Genomic DNA, 19,354 nt, shown 5'->3' with positions numbered 1-19,354 from the left:
CGCCTTCATTCAACGCAGATGATGCACAACCTGGTTGCTGCTGCCGCGCCAGATAAGCATAGGATCTTTTAGATCCTGCACGAACTTGCCGTCGACCAGGACGTTAATCAGATCCACCACTTCCATCTGCTGCGCATTCAGTTCATCCAGCTTATAGCCCGTCCAGACCCAGATGTCTTTTCCCGCGCACTCGCGGCGGATGCGTTTTACCAGCTTCAGGATCGCCGGCACGTTTTGCGGATGGAGCGGGTCGCCGCCGGAGAGCGAGATCCCCTGGCGTTTGATGCGCGTGTCGTTCAGGTCGTTGATGATGCGGTCTTCCATCTCAGCGGTAAACGGCATACCCGAGTTCAGGCGCCAGGTGCTTTTGTTGTAGCAGCCGGGGCACTCGTGAACGCAGCCTGATACAAACAGGGTACAGCGGGTGCCGGGGCCGTTGACGATGTCGACGGGGTAGTACTGGTGATAGTTCATCGCGAATAACCACGCCGGGTGGCGCTGCGCTTACCCGGCCTACAAAAGAGAGCGGTCCGTAGGCCCGGTAAGCGCAGCGCCACCGGGCATTAACGTGGCAGCGGATTACCCGATCTGCCCATTCCCCAGATGTTTCACCCTGCGCTTCACCTCTTCCTGCTTACCGGCGTTAAACGGACGGGCGTCCGGGCTGCCAAGGTAGCCGCACACGCGGCGGGTCACGGAGACGCGGGCTGCGTCGTGGTTACCGCATTTCGGGCAGGTGAAGCCTTTGCTGGTGCACTCGAACTCACCGGTAAAGCCGCACTCGTAGCACTCGTCAATTGGCGTGTTGGTTCCGTAGTACGGCACGTGCTGATAGCTGTAATCCCACACGTCTTCCAGCGCCTTCAGGTTATGCTGAATGTTCGGGTACTCGCCGTAGCAGATAAAACCGCCGTTCGCGATGGGCGGATAGGCCGCTTCAAAGTCGATCTTGTCGTACGGGTTCACCTTCTTCTCCACGTCGAGGTGGAAGCTGTTGGTGTAGTAACCTTTGTCGGTCACGCCTTCCACGATGCCGAACTCGGCGGTGTCCAGACGGCAGAAGCGATCGCAGAGGTTTTCGCTCGGCGTGCTGTACAGGCTGAAACCGTAGCCAGTTTCCTCTTTCCACTGGTCTACCGCATCGCGCAGGCGCTGCACAATCGCGATACCTTTCTCACGCAGGGCGTCGTTGTCATAGATGTGCTTGTCGCCAAACAGCGCGTTAATCGTTTCGTGAATGCCGATATAGCCAAGAGAGATCGACGCGCGACCGTTTTTGAAGATCTCCGACACATCATCGTCCGCCTTCAGGCGCACGCCGCAGGCTCCTTCCATATAGAGAATTGGCGCGACGCGGGCTTTCACCCCTTCAAGACGGGCGATGCGGGTCATCAGCGCCTTACGTGCCAGCTGTAAACGTTCATCCAGCAGCGTCCAGAAGGCCGCTTCATTCCCTTTAGCTTCCAGCGCGATGCGCGGCAGGTTCAGGCTGATGACGCCCAGGTTGTTGCGCCCGTCGTGGATCTGCTCGCCGTTCTCATCTTCGTACACGCCGAGGAAGCTGCGGCAGCCCATTGGCGTTTTAAACGAACCGGTGACTTTCACCACCTGGTCGTAGTTGAGGATGTCCGGGTACATACGCTTGCTCGCGCACTCCAGCGCCAGCTGCTTGATGTCATAGTTCGGATCGCCAAACTTGTGGTTCAGGCCGTCACGAATGGCGAACACCAGTTTCGGGAACACCGCCGTTTTACGGTTTTTACCGAGGCCGGAGATGCGGTTGCGCAGAATAGACTGCTGGATCAGGCGTGATTCCCAGCTGGTGCCGAGGCCAAACCCGAAGGTCACAAACGGCGTCTGGCCGTTGGCGGTGTGCAGCGTGTTTACCTCATATTCCAGCGACTGGAACGCGTCGTAGCACTCTTTCTCGGTGCGGGAACGGGCGTAACCGTCGGCATCCGGGATCTGCCACTCTTCCGCCGTTTTACGGTGTTTGTTGAAGCTCTCGGCCACGAACGGGGCCAGCACTTCATCGATGCGGTTAATGGTGGTGCCGCCATAGATGTGGCTCGCCACCTGGGCGATGATCTGCGCCGTGACCGCCGTCGCGGTGGAGATGGATTTCGGCGGCTCAATCTCGGCGTTACCCATTTTAAAACCGTGGGTCAGCATGCCTTTCAGGTCGATCAGCATGCAGTTAAACATCGGGAAGAACGGCGAGTAGTCGAGATCGTGATAGTGGATCTCACCGCGCTCGTGCGCAGACACCACGTCGCGCGGCAGCAGGTGCTGGCGGGCATAGTGCTTGGCGACGATACCGGCCAGCAGGTCGCGCTGGGTTGGGATCACTTTGCTGTCTTTGTTGGCATTCTCATTGAGCAGCGACGAGTTGGTTTGCTCCACCAGGCCGCGGATCTCCTGGTTCAGGCGACCGCGTTTCTCACGCTGGACGTCACGGTCGTGACGATACTCAATGTAGGCGCGCGCCAGCTGCTTGTACGGACCAGACATCAGCTGGTTTTCAACCGCGGTCTGGATCTCGTTGATATCCACCTGGCTGCGTTCATGCATCTGGCTGCTAACGACTTCTGCGACGGTGGCGCAGTAATCTGCGTCATCGACTCCCGCTGCTTTAGCTGCACGCAGAATGGCTTCTTTGATGCGCTCTGATTTAAACGGCACTTTACAGCCATCACGTTTCATCACATGCGGTGTCATGATCACTCCATTTTAAAAACAGGTTATCCACAAAGGTGGAGAAGTATTCACCGGACGTATTCCTCGCCGCGGCAAAGACTTCCCGCGTGCCCAGCTCGTGTTATCCACAATTCCGGCCAGCGTTCGCGCCGTCTTGTTGTTGGAATAGTAGACGATAAATACAAGATGTTGGGTCGGCGTGCATTTTAAGTGCTACATATAGTGATTTGCATCAAACAAGTTTGCGATTTTTTTGATGCAGAACAAAGTAAAAAGACGAGAGTACAAACGGCGGGCGCTGGGGCAATTGTAAAGACTCGAAGGAAAAATCTGATTAATTATTCAACAAAAACAAGCGCTCAGCAGAGCCTGTGCTGAGCGCTGCTCGATTAACTCACCCCGCAGGCCCAGCTCAACCCTGCCTGCAAAAAGGCTACGGTAACGATGCAGCCCAGTACCAACGGGATGAGAAGAGAGCTTTCGGGGGCATCGTCCTGTTTTTGAGAACCTTCATTACTCAGCGCAGACATCGCCTCTTCCCGCGTACGCGCCGCCAGCAATTGCTCACGCACCCGCTCATCCGTGAGTCTGCTGGTCAGCGTCGTCAGCAGGTGCATATGCGTACTGCCTGCTTCCGCTGGCGGAATGGCGAGCAGGAAAACCATCCTCACCTCTTCATCACCCTCCAGCCCCGGCCAGCATATCGGATCGTCAAAGAGCGCCAGACAAAATGCCGCCTGTTGCACCGCCTCGGTTTTACCGTGCGGGACGGCGAGCGCTTCACCCAGCGCGGTAGGGCCTTCACTTTCGCGTTGTAAAACGCTTTCGATAAATGCCTCTCGATCGTTGATGACATTCCGCCTGGCGAGCGGCTCGGTGAGCCAACGGATCACTGCTTCCGGCGTACGTTGGGGCGGGTTGATAAACACCAGATCGGGATGCGTCAATGCAAGCAAGTTCATATTAAACCTCAATCAAAAAATCGCAGGTTGCGGAGGGGAGGATCGCCGTTACCGGCTGCACGGACTCTTCCAGATAGTTGATCTGCCGTAACACTGCCAGACTTTCCGGGACGGGAGCCGGTTGTGTCCCGGCGTTAAATACGCGTAAGACGGTGCCATGCAGCAGCTGCGCATGGGGCAGAGCGGAAAGGATGAGCGGCTCCGGCAGGGTCATTAGCGAGAACTCTGCCGGAAGCCTGCGTTCGGGCAGACGCAACGAAAAGCGCTCAAGACGGTGATCGAGCGTGTGTAGCGTTTGCCGTTGGTAGGTGAAGGGCTGTCCAGCCGCCTGATTTTCCAGCTGGCGCAGCGTGAGGTGGTCGGCGTTGTCGGCCAGCGCGACGGTGAATGAAAAGCGCAACGGTTTCAGCAACTGGGCATCAGGAGTCTCAACCACCGTATTATTGATGCCGGAGGCCCGACCCGGTCGCCATTCGAGATCGCTGCGTCCGAGCACGCCCGTCGATTTAAACATCGTCAGGGCAATAGCAGCGGGTTCGCTGCCGATAATCTGAAATTCTTTCATGCCACGGCTAGTCACAACCAGCGCTTTACCCGGTTCCGTGACAGCGATAATGCCCTCGCTGGTTTCGATATCCACGGGCTTCTCGCGATAGCTTTCTTGCCAGTGTTCACCGTCATATCCCGTTTCGCGCTGGATGATTGCGAAGGGCTGTGAGGCGATAGCGTGACGGGTGTGAACATCGCTGCCGATCAGTAAACGTAGCCGGTGATCGCAGTGGCTGTTTTCCAGCGAAGCCTCGACATACAGATTCGGATCGTCGTGGCGTAATTCGCAGACCAGACGAATGGATAACGGCGTTCGGGCCGTATCCTGACGGCTGGCGAGATCCTGCGGAAGACGCATTGTGGCCTCGACGGTCAGCTTTTCGACAAGCGGCGTTTTTACGCCGTCGACGAGCGTAAAATGCGAACAGCGCGTCGGCGCGTCGCCCGCAAGCGGTGAGAAATCGTAGCTGTCGCCCGCGTCCGCGCAGTCTTCAAAGGTAAAGAAAGAGGGGATACGTCTGCCGCTGCGTTTGTCATGCAGGGTAAGCGTTCCGGCATCCAGCGACAGTCGATAATGCGCATTCTCAATCTCGCTGCCCTTTATCTTTTCAGACGCCAGGAAAGGCGCAGGGTCTTCTTCAACGTTAACGGTGAGATAGCCGATCGGCGGCAGAACCGGTGTCTTTACCGCAACGTGCCAGCGGTAATAAGGGAGAAGGGGCGTCTCGCACTCGCCCTCGGCGGTAAGGGAGATCGCCGTTCCGCCGGGCAGAATGTCTCTTTCCAGGACGTCGAAAGGGATGGGCTGCCCCTGATGCGTCAGGGCGATATTATCCGCCCGGCTATACAGTGTGGCTATCACCACGCGCTGCGTTGGGGTAGCCAGCGAGTTAAAAATCAGCAGGTCGCCATCCTGAACGCAGGCGGCGGCCAGGGTTTTCACCACCAGATTCCACAGGCTATGGCACAGCTGTTCGGTTTGTTCCATACGATGCAGAATGTCGCGGTTGGTGGCATCGCTATTACAGCCGCCAATGGAATCGTGGGCATGGTTTCGCAACAGCTTTTTCCAGAGGGTGTCGACTACCGCGAGGTTGACCGGAATCCCCTGGTGACGCGCCATTGCGATTGTCGGCTCCAGCTGTCGCAGGATGAATTGTTCAACCTCATCGTTTTTCTTTTTGATGTCGTAGCGCACGGAGCCGATCGTTTTATGGATGCGGGTGTAGCGCGGCGATTTCAGCTCTCCTTCCAGGAGCTCAAACTGTTCACGCTGCGCGCGAAGGGTTTCTACATAACGCTCCAGAGAGCTGATGAAGTAACGGTCCTGATCCGGGGACTGTGCGCTGGCGACCTCCAGGATTTTCGGCAGCGCCGGGTCGATGCTGACCTGATCGCCGCCGCAGGGCAGGAGCAGGTCGTTTAGACCGGCCCGTGAACGCAAAAGTGTGGTCATCGGGTAGATTTTTCTCCGGAGATGGGAGGCTTCCGAACGCATGTTTTTAGCCGCGCCATAACCGAGCGCCATCGCACAGGCGATGACGGTCGCACCTGAGGGTGCGCGCCAGAGGAACTGGCTGCTTTTGGCGTGCCTGTCGTGATCGATACCGCGCCAGAAGACGATATTGTCGATATTGCAGCCCTGCAAGATCGTGGGCATTTGCGCATTGTGGCCAAAGGTATCCGGAAGATACCCAACCTGCATCGCATGCCCCAGCGTCCGGGCAGAAAAAATGCCGTACTTCAGGTTGCGGATAATCGATTCGCCATGCACGTTATAGGTGTCCGTCTGGGTATACCATGGCCCTACGAAGATCCTTTTTTCTCTGACCAGCTTTTCCAGCCTGGCGCGATAATCAGGATTGATGGCGAGAAAGTCCTCCACTACCGCCATCTGTCCGTCAAGGTGATAGCAGGTGTAAGCGGAGTCCTGCTCCAGCGTGTTGATGACGTCCGCAAAATTATATGACGCCAGCACCATGCTGTCCTGACGGGTGAAATACCACTCCTGATCCCAGTGCGTATGGGCAATGACGTGGATCTGATTCATGACGTTCCCCTTATCTGGCGTTCTTTGGGCTGACATAGAGCACGCCCAGGGCGCAAATCAGTGCGCCAATAAAGACGCTCGCCAGGTAGCCCGCCACGTTGGTTGCCAGCGGCCAGCCCCAGACGGCTGGCAGAGGCAGCGTCTGCTTCACGCCAAGGGTAATGGCGACCAGCGCGCCGGCGACGGCACCGGTCATGAACACCGGGATCAGACGTGGGTTTTTCAGGATGAACGGGATCGCGCCTTCGGAGATCCCAATCACGCCCAGCAACAACGAGGTGCTACCGACGGTTTTCTCTTCCTGGCTAAAGACATCCGGTAATCCAAAGCGGCCGTTGAGGAACGCAGCAAAGCCGACGCCAATGGAGGGGATCACGATGGAGAGTTCGCGGGCGGTTAAATCAAACGTCTCGCTCATGCCATTCAGGCCGAGCGCGACCGAGCCTGCCGCCTTGTTGACCGGACCGCCCAGGTCGAACGCGGTGCCCGCGGCGATCATCGCGGAATAGAACCCGCGCCCGGTGTCACCTGCCGAGGTAAAAAAGACCACCATCAGCTGGTTAAGCGAGCCAAAAATCGGGTTAATCAAATATTCCATGACCATCACCAGCGTAATGCCGGTGATCAGCGGGACGAGCAGCATGGTTTTAATGGTGGTGAGCTGCTGGCGGACGTGAATCGAATCATTGAGCCAGCGCACCAGATAGCCCACAAAAAAGCCGATACCAATGGCGCCGAAAAAGCCGGATGGCATAAAGCCTTCGATATCAAAGAAGCGCTTATAGACTTCGTCTGACATGATGCCGCCAATAAGACCGGGGATGAGTGCCGGTTTACCGGCAATGGAAAACGCCAGATACATTGCAAAAACGGGATACATGAACTTAATGGTCATAAAGCCCACTTTATCCAGCACGCTGAACGGCGAATGTTCGATGTTAATAAACTGCCCGGTTATTTTGGCCGTCGCCATCATCAGCCCGCCCATCACCACCACCGGCAGCATATAGCTGATGGCCGCCATAATATGGCCAATAAAAATCTGGTAAGCCGAACGCTGAAGATCGTCTTCTTGTGCGACAGTGGTGACGTTTTTTTCCTTTGCCAGCGCCTGACGCAGATAGCGATCGGTATGTTTGATCAGCTCTTGTGTGCGGGTTTGAAGGTGAGGAATATTTTCAAAACGCTCGGCATCCTGAATGGGAACGTCGGTTGCCAGAATAATGGCCGTGGCGGAGGCGATATCCTGTTTTGTTAAGCGGTTTTTAACGCCGTCGCTGCCCTGCGTTTCGACCTTTACCTCGATATTGTGCTCGTTAGCCCATGCAATAATTTTATTCGCCGCCATAAAGGTGTGTGCGATACCTGTCGGGCAGGCCGTTACCGCGACAACTTTTTGTTTCGTCATTGTCATAATTCCCTGGATGTGAAAACAGGGGAAGTATAAAGAGAACCTAAAACAGTTTTTAATGTTTGCTAATACTAATTACGTATCGTGATACGCGTAAATGCAATGTGTGAAGCGCCTTCCAGAGGCTATTTCTCTGTTGTGTTAATATCATCTCGGGATTAAACGGGGCGTAATAGATGAATTCATTCCAGGGAAGTGAACGTTTGATATTTGAATACATTCAGCATCATGCGTGTAATATTTCTAATATATCGGCAAAAGAGATTGCCCGTGATACCTTTACCACGACAACATCCGTTAATCGTGTATGTAAAAAAATGGGCTATAAAAGCTATACCGAGCTTCGGTACCGTTTTTTACGCGACCATTTTACACCTGCACCTGCTACACCCGACGTGGGGCCGCAGCCGGATGATATTGTGACAGACGTGTCCAGGTTGCTTACGCATTCCAGCCATATCTATCTTTACGCACGGGGAGCCTCGCTCACCAGCCTCAACTACCTGTCACGCTTTTTGTCGCTGGCGAGCCTGCCGCACCTTATTTTGAATGACATGCACCAGTTGACACGCGTATCGAAGGGGACGCTGGTGTTGATCAGTAAATCCGGGGAGACGCAGTCGCTGATTGAAATGGCGCGTAACGCGCTGCGCAAAGGGTTGAAGATTATTGCGATTACCCGTCAGGGGTCGACACTGGCGTCGATCTCAACGCTATGCTGGCCGTTACCAATCGACATTAACGCGGTTTCGCTGTATCAGCGGGAAGGGCAGCTTGAACTGTTAAGCGCCGTGGACCGTATCGGCTGTAGGCTGCTACAGCACGATACGGTGTAGTCAGGCCGTCAGAGCTGCTTCACTATTCCCAGACGTACGGCATAATCATTTTCATGGTTGCCGTCATTATTGATGTACGTTTTATCCAGTGAAACCAGTTCGACGTATGGCGTCCAGCCATCGTCGAGCTTGTAGTTGAACGCGACGGTATGCTCCCAGTAGGTGTCATCCCCGGTTCCCTGATCGACGTTATCCTGCCAGCGGAAGCGCGGGTTATAGGACATACCGAATTTGCCGATGTTATACGCGAACCAAATGTCGAACTGGTGTGACTGGCGGCGAGTATAACCGCTGCCGTCGAGTTCTTTATCGCTGTGCGCGTCATTGACGGTGTTATAGCGGTAACGGGCGGAGAGATTCAGACCGTTATCGAAGGCTTTCCAGCCCTGAATGAAGGGGCGGTAATGCGTATTGCTGGCGGTGAAAACCGTCACCATGCCAGGCGCAACGGCGAAACCATTTCCCAGATCAAAACGCCAGCGCGTTTCGATTTCCTGTGCCGCTTCCGTTAACCCCTTGTCGTCGGGATTATATCTGTCGGTATCACCAAAAAACGTATCATTATGGTTTTGTGCGGCTTCAACGGAGAAGTAAAAACCGTTATTCGCCTGATGCATGACCTTAATGCGTGAATCATTTACGTCTGAGCGCGTATTATGACCAAAGCGAAGGTCGACGGACGTATTCCCGCACCATCCCTGTGTGCTCAATAATAATGCGCTAATACACGTTGCTTTAATAATTATCTTTTTCATAATATCCTGCCGAGGTTATTTAATTGGCAGGCTATTTTTATTTTGAGTGCGCCATATTGTAAAAGTTATCGTCGTACATTTAGCGTATCGCTAAACATAAAAAAAGAGATACAGCATGCTGTATCTCCTGAGGTTTATTCCTGCACCCACCAGATAGCTTCAAACGGGCGCAATAGCAACGTATCGGGTCGGAAGGGAACCTCTTCATAGTTGCTGAGTGCCACCCGCCATGCTCCCTCTACGGGGGCGGGCTGCCACTGCTGGCGCGCGTGGCTCAGGTTCGCCACCACCATCAGCGTTTGTCCCTGCCACTGGCGGCGGTAGCACCACAGGGAAGGGTGGTCAGGCAGGAGATCCTCATAATCCCCCCACGTCAGTACCGACAGGGTTTTGCGCAGGCGAATCAGCGACTGATAGGTGTAAAACACCGAATTGGGGTCGTCCAGCGCCGCGCGGGCGTTCACGGTTTCGTAGTTGTCGCAGACGCCAATCCACGGCTCGGCCTCGGTAAAGCCCGCATTATGCGAGGCGTCCCACTGCATCGGCGTGCGGCCATTATCGCGTGACTTACTCGCCAGAATCGCCAGTAGTTCATCCGTATCGCGACCGTTAGCCCGCTGTTCGGCGAACATGTTCAGGCTTTCCACGTCGCGGTAGTCGGTGATACGGCTGAAATGCGGGTTGGTCATACCCAGTTCTTCACCCTGGTAGATATACGGCGTGCCCTGCATCCCGTGCAGCACCATGCCGAGCATTTTCGCCGCCGCCACGCGGTGTTCCCCTTCGTCACCAAAGCGCGACACGATGCGCGGCTGGTCATGGTTACACCAGAACAGCGCGTTCCAGGCTTTGTTGTGCATCCCCTGCTGCCAGTGGCGGAAAAGGGTTTTTAGCGCCACGAAGTCCGGCTTCGCCTTCGTCCATTTTTCGCCGCCGGGGTAGTCTACCTTGAGGTGGTGGAAGTTGAAGGTCATCGACAGCTCGCGGCCGTCAAGAGACGCGTACTGTTGGCAGTTCTCCAGCGAGGTGGAGGACATCTCGCCCACCGTCATCAGATTACGCGGCGTAAAGACGTCGCGGCTCATCTCCTGGAGATATTCGTGGATGCGCGGCCCGTCAGTGTAGAAGCGGCGACCGTCGCCGAGGGTATCGTCCGGGAAATCCTGATCTTTTGAAATCAGGTTAATCACGTCCAGACGCAAGCCGTCCACGCCGCGATCGGCCCAGAACTCGCACACTTTTTTCAGCTCGGCGCGCACCGCCGGGTTTTCCCAGTTGAGATCCGCCTGCTCCGGTGCGAACAGGTGCAGATAATACTGCTCGCTTTCGGCGTGCCAGCGCCAGGCGTTGCCGCCAAATTTGGAGCGCCAGTTGTTGGGAAGCGTATCCGGCGTACCGTCGCGCCAGATATAGAACTGGCGGTACGGACTCGCTTTATCCAGCGACTCACGGAACCAGGCGTGCTGCGTGGACGTGTGGTTAAAGACCATATCCAGCACGATGCGGATGCCGCGTTCATGCGCCCGGGCAACCAGCTCGTCAAAGTCGTCCAGCGTGCCGTAGGTCGGATCGATGGCAGTGTAGTTCGCCACGTCGTAACCGTTATCCACCTGCGGGGAGATATAAAACGGCGTCAGCCAGATGGCGTCAATGCCGAGGGTTTTCAGGTAGTCCAGGCGCTGCGTCACGCCGCGCAGATCGCCCGTGCCGCTGCCGGTGGTGTCCTGGAAACTCTTTGGGTAAATCTGATAGATGACGCCGTTCTGCCACCAGTGAGGAAGGGTATTCATAGTACGTTCCTGCAAATGCGAAGGGGCGCAACTGCGCCCCGAAAGAGAGAATTAAACAATCTGCAACGTGCCCTGACGGAACTTACGCTGGTAAACCACAGTAGTCAGCGCCATTGGGATGATAATCGCCACCGCCATCGCCAGCGCAAATACCTGCCAGAACGCGGGCTGAATGGAGAGGATACCCGGCAGGCCGCCGACGCCAATCCCGTTCGCCATCACGCTGTTCAGGCCGCACAGCAAGCCCGCCAGACCGGAGCCGATCATCGCGCAGAGCATCGGGAAGCGGTATTTCAGGTTGATACCGTACATCGCTGGTTCAGTGACGCCGAGGTAAGCGGAGATGGCAGCCGGAACGGAGATCTCTCGCTCGTTGTGCTTACGGCTGACGATGATGATGCCGGTTACCGCCGAGGCCTGCGCAATGTTAGACAGGGCGATGATCGGCCAGACAGGCGTACCGCCGAGGCTCTGGATCATCTGCATATCAATCGCCAGCGTGGTCTGGTGCACGCCGGTGATCACCAGCGGAGCGTAGAGGAAGCCAAACAGCGCGGCACCGATTGGCGCGAAGCTGCCGGTCATCAGGTGACGGACCGCGAAGGCCACGCCGTCGCCAATCATGCGGCCAAACGGACCGATAAAGGCGTGCGCCAGGAACACCGCCAGGATCAGCGAGCAGACCGGGACCACCACCAGATAGAGGTAATCCGGCACGATGCGCTTCAGGCGCGTCTCAATAAAGCCCAGCGCCAGGCCCGCCAGCAATGCCGGGATCACCTGCGCCTGATAGCCGACTTTGGCGATGGTAAACAGGCCGAAGTTCCACACCTCTGGCGTTTGCTGACCAAGTAAGTAAGCGTTCATTAACTGCGGAGAGACCAGCGTCACGCCGAGCACGATACCGAGAATTGGCGTTCCGCCCATCTTGCGCACCGCGGACCAGCAGATCCCGACTGGCAGATAGAAGAAGATCGCTTCGCCAATCAGCCACAGGAAGTCATAGATGCTTTGCAGCGCCGGGTACATCTGCGCCAGGGTTTTGCCGTCGCTCATTGGCACATCGCCGATGACATTACGGAAGCCCAGAATTAAGCCCCCGCTGATCAGCGCTGGCAGCAGCGGGAAGAAGATCTCCGCAAAATGGGAAATCAGCTGCTCATGCCATTTCATATTCTGGCGCGCGGCCTTCTTCGCCTGCTCTTTATCGGCGGAAGAGTGCCCGGTAGTCGCCAGCAGAGCCTGATAGTAATCGCCCACTTCGGTACCAATCACCACCTGAAACTGCCCGGCGTTGGTGAAGCAGCCTTTAACCATAGAAAGCTCTTCAATGGCCTTCGGGTTGGCTTTGGCCGGATCGTTCAGCACGAAGCGCAGGCGGGTAATGCAATGGCTGACGGTGGCGATGTTATCGCGTCCGCCGACCAGGACGATCAGCTGATCGATATCTGTTTGTTTGACTTTACTCATCATGAAACCTCATGACAGATGGTGATAGGGGTTATGACCTGTGCGCAAGCCTACTCCTTCAACGTGACGGCGAAAATGGGAACGTTCCCGAAATCGGGCGAAGATCACAATAATCTATTCAAAAGAATTATGAGAGATGGGCTGGAATAACGATCTGACGGGGCTCGGTTCGCCCGGTAATCTGCTCGATCAGCTGCGCGGCAGCCTGCCGGCCAGACTCGGCGTAACCCGGATCAACGCTGATAATCTCCGGGTGTAAGAACTTCATCAGTGGCGTGCTTCCCACGCTCGCTAATTGCAGTTCCCCGATGCGCTGCTCCTGCAAATATTTGCTCGCACCCAATGCAAGGGTATCCGTGGCGCATACCAGGGCGGTGGTTTGTGACGTCAGCACGCTGGCGACCTGTTCATATCCCTGTTTCATACCCAGACCAGGCAGCGCGGCCACGGCGGGGAGATTGTGTTTTTTACAAAACGCCAGGTACGCTTCGTGGCGACGCTTGCCGGTGGTGATGTCAGCATGTGGCACGCCGAGATAGCTAATATGCCGATGGCCCTGTTCATACAGGCGCTGCATCAGGATCACGATCGCCCCTTCGTCATCGTAACAGACAGAGGCAAACCCGCTGGCGTCGCGCGCCAGCAGCACCAGTGACGGCTGCCAGGGTTTAAGCACGTCCTCTTTTAGGCCGGTAAATCCGAACAGCACCACCCCATCAATATTACGGCGCTGAAGCATGCCGAGATGCTCCTCCACCATTTGCGCGGAGAACTTGCTCTCCATCATGATCGGATCGTAGCCCTGCTCGTAGAACGCGGGCAGCATCGTCTGTACGGCGAGGTTTTCGGAGAGGGAATCCAGACGCGAGACAATAATGGCGACCACTTTATCGCTCTGCCCGCGCATGGCGCGCGCGGAGCGGGAAGGTGAAAAACCGTGCTGATTCATCACCGCCTCGACGCGCTCGCGTGTGCGCTCGCTGACACCGCTTTCGTTGTTCAGCACGCGTGAGACAGTCGATTTCCCCACGCCGCTTAAACGCGCGATATCTTTAATCGTAAGGCGGTTCTGCATGCTGTATTCCCTGTAACAACGATAAAATAATCAATTGAGCCTAATGCTATCCTGCGAATTCGCTATGGGCAAAGTCTGGTTTACGTTCGGTTTATTTGCAGGGCGTTATAATACCGCCCGATTAGTCACAAACGGTATGGATAAATCACTATACTGCGTGCCGATACCCAACTTTTTACTTACCGGAGGCCACATGGATCCCGATCCCACACCTCTCCTGACCAGGAGAAAACCTTCTTTCCGGTAAGCCAGCCTTTTGCTGTCTCACCGGCGTGAGGCAGCAACGTTCATACGTTCCTGCTTGATAAATTAAGTGCCTGACAGGTACGGCTTTGCCACGCCTGCGGGAAAACTGCGTCCGCCTTTGCGGATGCGGGGGAATGACTATGCTGAAGAATATCACCCGGCAGCTGCAAGCGCTGCTGAGCCGTCACCTGCCACATCGCCTGATTGCGCGCGATCCGCTGCCAAATGCCAACACCATGGCGGGAGCGGCAATCCCCGCTTCCCTGACCGAGCGCTGCCTGAACGTGGCGGCGATGGATGAAAACGAAGTCTGGCGCGCCTTTGGCGGCCACCCGGAAGGGCTGAACGCGCAAGAAGTGTTAAAAATCCGCGCGGAACATGGCGATAACCAGATCCCGGCGCAGAAACCCTCTCCCTGGTGGGTCCACCTGTGGCTCTGCTACCGCAATCCGTTCAACCTGCTGTTGACGGTGCTCGGGATTATCTCTTACGCCACTGAAGATCTGTTTGCCGCAGGCGTGATTGCCCTGATGGTGGGGATCTCCACGCTGCTGAACTTTATTCAGGAAGCGCGCTCCACCAAAGCGGCGGACGCCCTGAAAGCGATGGTCAGCAACACCGCCACCGTGTCGCGCGTGATTAACGACCTCGGCGAGAACGCCTGGATTGAGCTTCCCATTGACCAGCTGGTGCCGGGCGATCTGGTGAAGCTGGCGGCGGGGGACATGATCCCGGCGGATTTACGCGTCATCCAGGCGCGGGATCTGTTCGTCGCGCAGGCGTCACTCACCGGTGAGTCCCTGCCCGTAGAGAAGGTAGCGCGGACCCGCGATCCGCAGCAGATGAACCCGCTGGAGTGCGACACCCTGTGCTTTATGGGCACCACGGTGGTCAGCGGCACCGCGCAGGCGATTGTCACCGCCACCGGCGGCAATACCTGGTTTGGACAGCTTGCCGGACGCGTCAGCGAGCAGGAGAGCGAGCCGAATGCGTTCCAGAAAGGCATTGGCCGCGTCAGCATGCTGCTGATCCGCTTTATGATGGTCATGACGCCGATTGTCCTGCTGATCAACGGCTACACCAAAGGCGACTGGTGGGAAGCGGCGCTGTTCGCGCTCTCCGTGGCCGTTGGCTTAACGCCGGAAATGCTGCCGATGATTGTCACCTCCACGCTGGCGCGCGGGGCGGTCAAACTCTCTAAACAAAAGGTGATCGTTAAACACCTCGACGCCATCCAGAACTTTGGCGCGATGGACATCCTTTGCACCGATAAAACCGGCACCCTGACGCAGGACAAAATCGTGCTGGAGAACCACACCGACATCGCCGGAAAAACCAGCGAGCGCGTGCTCCACAGCGCCTGGCTGAACAGCCACTATCAGACCGGGCTGAAAAACCTGCTCGACGTGGCGGTGCTGGAAGGGGTGGACGAGGAGTCTGCCCGCACGCTCTCCGGTCGCTGGCAGAAGGTGGATGAAATCCCGTTCGACTTTGAGCGCCGCCGCATGTCGGTGGTGGTCAGCGAGCAGGCGGACGTACATCAGCTGATCTGCAAAGGGGCATTGCAGGAGATCCTGAATGTTTCCACGCAGGTGCGCCATAACGGCGAGATCGTGCCGTTGGATGAGACCATGCTGCGCCGCATCAAACGCGTCACCGATAACCTGAACCGTCAGGGGCTGCGCGTGGTGGCAGTAGCCAGCAAGTTCCTGCCTGCGCGGGAAGGTGACTACCAGCGTATCGATGAATCCGATTTGATCCTCGAAGGTTACATCGCATTCCTCGATCCGCCGAAAGAGACCACCGCGCCGGCGCTAAAAGCGCTGAAAGCGAGCGGTATCACCGTCAAAATCCTCACCGGCGACAGCGAGCTGGTGGCGGCCAAAGTGTGCCACGAAGTCGGCCTGGACGCGGGCGACATCGTCGTGGGGAGCGACATTGAGCACCTGGCCGACGATGAGCTGGCCGAGCTTGCCCAACGCACCACGCTGTTTGCCCGCCTGACGCCGATGCATAAAGAGCGCATCGTCACTCTGCTGCGTCGCGAAGGGCACGTAGTGGGCTTTATGGGCGACGGCATCAACGATGCGCCAGCCCTGCGTGCGGCGGATATCGGTATCTCCGTGGACGGCGCGGTGGATATTGCCCGCGAAGCGGCGGATATCATTCTGCTGGAAAAGAGCCTGATGGTGCTGGAAGAGGGCGTCATCGAAGGGCGTCGCACCTTCGCCAATATGCTCAAATACATCAAAATGACCGCCAGCTCCAACTTCGGCAACGTCTTCAGCGTGCTGGTGGCGAGCGCGTTTCTGCCGTTTCTGCCGATGCTGCCGCTGCACCTGCTGATCCAGAACCTGATGTACGATGTCTCTCAGGTGGCGATCCCGTTTGATAACGTGGACGACGAGCAGATCCAGAAGCCGCAGCGCTGGAACCCCGCCGATCTGGGGCGCTTTATGCTGTTCTTTGGGCCGATCAGCTCAATCTTCGACATTCTGACCTTCTGCCTGATGTGGTTTGTGTTCCATGCGAATACGCCAGAACACCAGACGCTGTTCCAGTCCGGCTGGTTCGTGGTGGGACTGCTGTCTCAGACGCTGATTGTGCACATGATCCGCACCCGCCGCATTCCGTTCATCCAGAGCCGTGCCGCGTGGCCGCTGATTGTGATGACGGGCATTGTGATGGCGCTCGGGATCGCGCTGCCGTTCTCGCCGCTGGCAAGCTACCTGCAACTTCAGGCGCTGCCGCTGAGCTACTTCCCGTGGCTGGTGGCGATCCTCGCGGGCTACATGGTGCTGACGCAGATGGTGAAAGGGTTCTATGCGCGCCGGTATGGATGGCAGTAACGGCAAGCCCGGTGGCGCTGCGCTTACCGGGCCTACGATCCGAACGTAGGCCGGGTAAGGCGAAGCCGCCACCCGGCAGCTGGCTTTCCTCCCAAATTCAACAACCTGTGATCTCCGTCGGCGCATTCGCTTGACGACAATTTGAGCGCATGTTAACAGAATGTTTTGCCTGTATTTGGCCCGTCAGATAAGGAACATTCATGTTACGGTACAGCCTCTTAACCGCCGGGCTCATGCTCGGCGCCTCCGCCTTTGCCGCCCCGGCAGGTGACCTTCCCTTAATGCCCTGGCCTGCGAAGGTTGAACGCCCGACCACTCAGGGCGCGCTGGTGCTTAACAATCAACTTTCTGTGAGCGTCAGCGGCGACGATCTGGGGGATGCGGTCAACCGCCTGCGCCAGCGCATTGCGCTGCAAACCGGCTGGACGCTACAGCCGCAGGCCGAAAAACCTGACAAGCCGACCATCCGCATCGCCATCGCCAAAAAGGTTAAGCCGCAGCCGCTGCCTGACAGCGATGAGAGCTATAAACTCACGGTGGACGCCAACGGCGTAAATATCTCTGCCAACACCCGCTTCGGCGCGCTGCGCGCCATGGAAACCTTGCTTCAGCTGATGCAGAACGGCGCCGAAAACACCTCGATCCCGTGGGTGACCATTGAAGATTCGCCGCGCTTCCCGTGGCGCGGGCTGCTGCTCGATTCGGCGCGCCACTTCCTCCCGATTCCGGATATTAAACGCCAGATCGACGGCATGGCCGCGGCAAAGCTCAACGTCCTGCACTGGCATTTGACGGACGATCAGGGCTGGCGCTTTACCTCGAAGCGTTATCCAAAATTAACCCAGCTTGCCAGCGATGGGCTGTTCTACACCCCGGAGCAGATGCGCGAGATTGTGCGTTACGCTACCGAGCGCGGCATACGCGTGGTGCCGGAAATTGATATGCCGGGCCACGCCTCGGCGATTGCCGTCGCCTACCCGGAGCTGATGAGCGCGCCGGGGCCTTACGCCATGGAGCGCCACTGGGGCGTGCTGAAGCCGGTGCTGGATCCAACCAAAGAGGCAACTTATACCTTTGCCGACGCGATGGTCAGCGAACTGGCGGCGATCTTCCCGGATCCGTATCTGCATATTGGCGGCGATGAGGTTGACGACAGCCAGTGGAAAGCGAACGCTGCGATCCAGACGTTTATGCGCGACAACAAACTGGCGGACAGCCACGCGTTGCAGGCGTATTTCAACCGCAAGCTGGAGACGATCCTTGAGAAGCACCACCGGCAGATGGTTGGCTGGGATGAGATCTACCATCCCGATCTGCCGAAAAGCATTCTGATCCAGTCCTGGCAGGGACAGGACGCGCTGGGGCAGGTGGCGCAGAACGGTTATAAGGGCATTCTCTCAACCGGTTTCTACCTCGATCAGCCGCAATCCACCGCCTACCACTACCGCAATGAAATTGTGCCGCAGGGGCTGAACGGCGTGGATGTGATAGCGGACACCGACAGCGTCCAGAGCTGGGCTTTCTCCATGCCGCGTCTGAAAGGCAAGCCGGTGGAAGGCAGCTTTACGCTGGTGAAAGGCGATGCCGGGTGGCGTGGATTTATTGATTTTGCCGGGAAATCGCGTCGGGCGGTGGATAACATTCAGTGGCGGGACGACAACCAGGTAACGTTTACCGTTGATACCTGGATGGGTGAAACGCGTCCGGTCGTTTCTGTTGAGAACGATAAGCTCAGCGGCTATTTCCTGGTGGGTAACGCCCGCTACCCGATCGACGGCACGCGTCTGGACGCGGTGCCAAAAGGCATACCGCCGGTGGTGCCGGACCCGGCGAACGAGGCCAATCTGCTCGGCGGTGAAGCCGCGCTGTGGGCGGAAAACGTGGTCGCGCCGGTGCTGGATATCCGTCTGTGGCCGCGCGCCTTTGCGGTGGCGGAGCGGCTATGGTCGGCAAAGGACGTCAACGACATCGACAACATGTATACCCGGCTCCAGGCGATGGACAGTTGGTCCACGGTGTCGGCTGGACTACAGCAGCATACCCAGCAGCAGGTGCAGTTCACGCGCCTCGCCAACAATGCGGATACCCTGCCGCTGCAAATTCTCGCCCAGGCGCTTGAACCGGCGCAGTATTACACCCGCCAGCATCTTAAGTTCCAGGCCGGAAACTATCATCAGTTTGAGCCGCTCAACCGGCTCGCTGACGCGCTAAACGCGGAAAGTGCGACCGTGCGTCAGATGAATAAATGGGCGGACCGTCTGGTGAGCGACGCGGAAGACACGGAAAGCGCCGACGCGCTGCGCCACGTCTTTAACCGCTGGCAGAACAACACCAGCGATGCGCTAGCCTTGAGTGAAAACAGCTATCAGCTGAAGGCCATTAAGCCGGTGATCCAGGAGGTGGATAAACTGGCCTCGATTGGCCTGAGGCTGACGGATCTGGTGGCGCGTCAGGGCACGCTGGACGACAACGAGATCGCGTCGATCCAGAGCGAACTGGATAACGCGGCGACGATCCAGGACGAGGTGGTAATTGCGGCGGTGTACCCGCTGGAGACGCTGCTCAGAGCGACGCGGAATCAGTAACAAATGCGCCCGGTGGCGCTACGCTTACCGGGCCTACGTGACGTGTAGGCCCGGCAAACGAAGTGCCGCCGGGCGTGAA

Annotated in this window: 12 protein-coding genes; 3 read left to right on the top strand and 9 right to left on the bottom strand. The window is 57.2% G+C overall.

Going from position 1 to position 19,354, the window contains the following annotated elements; all coding sequences use genetic code 11:
• Positions 1–9: 9 nt before the first annotated feature.
• From nrdG to ACOTX5_RS18245, 5 genes are all read right to left on the bottom strand, one after another.
• Complete coding sequence (nrdG, locus tag ACOTX5_RS18265; RefSeq protein WP_023302982.1) at positions 10–474, bottom strand: anaerobic ribonucleoside-triphosphate reductase-activating protein; 465 nt, start codon at positions 472–474, stop codon at positions 10–12.
• Positions 475–579: 105 nt separating this feature from the next.
• Positions 580–2,718: an anaerobic ribonucleoside-triphosphate reductase gene (nrdD, locus tag ACOTX5_RS18260; protein WP_015572514.1), complete on the bottom strand. Its 2,139-nt coding sequence runs from the start codon at positions 2,716–2,718 to the stop codon at positions 580–582.
• 368 nt (positions 2,719–3,086) lie between these two features.
• Positions 3,087–3,659, bottom strand: a complete 573-nt coding sequence (locus ACOTX5_RS18255; protein WP_045338909.1) for a PTS sugar transporter subunit IIA — start codon at positions 3,657–3,659, stop codon at positions 3,087–3,089.
• Between the two features lies 1 nt (position 3,660).
• Positions 3,661–6,258, bottom strand: a complete 2,598-nt coding sequence (locus tag ACOTX5_RS18250) for a glycoside hydrolase family 38 C-terminal domain-containing protein (protein WP_045911373.1) — start codon at positions 6,256–6,258, stop codon at positions 3,661–3,663.
• Positions 6,259–6,268: 10 nt separating this feature from the next.
• Positions 6,269–7,666, bottom strand: a complete 1,398-nt coding sequence (locus tag ACOTX5_RS18245; RefSeq protein WP_071842881.1) for a PTS fructose transporter subunit IIC — start codon at positions 7,664–7,666, stop codon at positions 6,269–6,271.
• 179 nt (positions 7,667–7,845) lie between these two features.
• Here ACOTX5_RS18245 and ACOTX5_RS18240 point away from each other — a divergent pair, with 179 nt between their 5' ends.
• Positions 7,846–8,505, top strand: coding sequence for a MurR/RpiR family transcriptional regulator (locus ACOTX5_RS18240; RefSeq protein ID WP_015572516.1), 660 nt, complete (start codon positions 7,846–7,848; stop codon positions 8,503–8,505).
• An 8-nt stretch (positions 8,506–8,513) separates the two neighbouring features.
• Here the strand turns inward: ACOTX5_RS18240 and ACOTX5_RS18235 are convergent, their stop codons facing one another.
• The 4 genes from ACOTX5_RS18235 to treR form a co-directional block, all read right to left on the bottom strand.
• On the bottom strand, positions 8,514–9,260 hold the full coding sequence (locus ACOTX5_RS18235; protein WP_017694639.1) for an oligogalacturonate-specific porin KdgM family protein: 747 nt from the start codon (positions 9,258–9,260) through the stop codon (positions 8,514–8,516).
• Between the two features lie 134 nt (positions 9,261–9,394).
• On the bottom strand, positions 9,395–11,050 hold the full coding sequence (gene treC / locus ACOTX5_RS18230) for an alpha,alpha-phosphotrehalase (protein ID WP_045911374.1): 1,656 nt from the start codon (positions 11,048–11,050) through the stop codon (positions 9,395–9,397).
• Between the two features lie 51 nt (positions 11,051–11,101).
• The gene (gene treB, locus ACOTX5_RS18225; protein WP_020480548.1) at positions 11,102–12,520 is read right to left on the bottom strand and encodes a PTS trehalose transporter subunit IIBC; all 1,419 of its coding nucleotides are present in this window, start codon (positions 12,518–12,520) and stop codon (positions 11,102–11,104) included.
• 127 nt (positions 12,521–12,647) lie between these two features.
• On the bottom strand, positions 12,648–13,595 hold the full coding sequence (gene treR, locus ACOTX5_RS18220; RefSeq protein WP_017383908.1) for a trehalose operon repressor TreR: 948 nt from the start codon (positions 13,593–13,595) through the stop codon (positions 12,648–12,650).
• Between the two features lie 386 nt (positions 13,596–13,981).
• Between treR and mgtA the strand changes: the two genes are divergently transcribed.
• Positions 13,982–16,690: a magnesium-translocating P-type ATPase gene (gene mgtA / locus ACOTX5_RS18215; RefSeq protein ID WP_047726888.1), complete on the top strand. Its 2,709-nt coding sequence runs from the start codon at positions 13,982–13,984 to the stop codon at positions 16,688–16,690.
• 200 nt (positions 16,691–16,890) lie between these two features.
• A complete protein-coding gene (locus ACOTX5_RS18210; protein WP_045911376.1) occupies positions 16,891–19,275 on the top strand; it encodes a beta-N-acetylhexosaminidase in 2,385 nt (794 codons plus the stop codon).
• The last annotated feature ends 79 nt before the right edge of the window (positions 19,276–19,354 follow it).

It is taken from the genome of Enterobacter cloacae complex sp. IR5441, from assembly GCF_049238215.1.
In the GTDB taxonomy this organism is placed as follows: Bacteria; Pseudomonadota; Gammaproteobacteria; order Enterobacterales; family Enterobacteriaceae; genus Enterobacter; species Enterobacter hormaechei_C.
The sequence above is the reverse complement of the archived record's forward strand: the minus strand, read 5'-3'. Positions and strand labels throughout refer to the sequence as shown.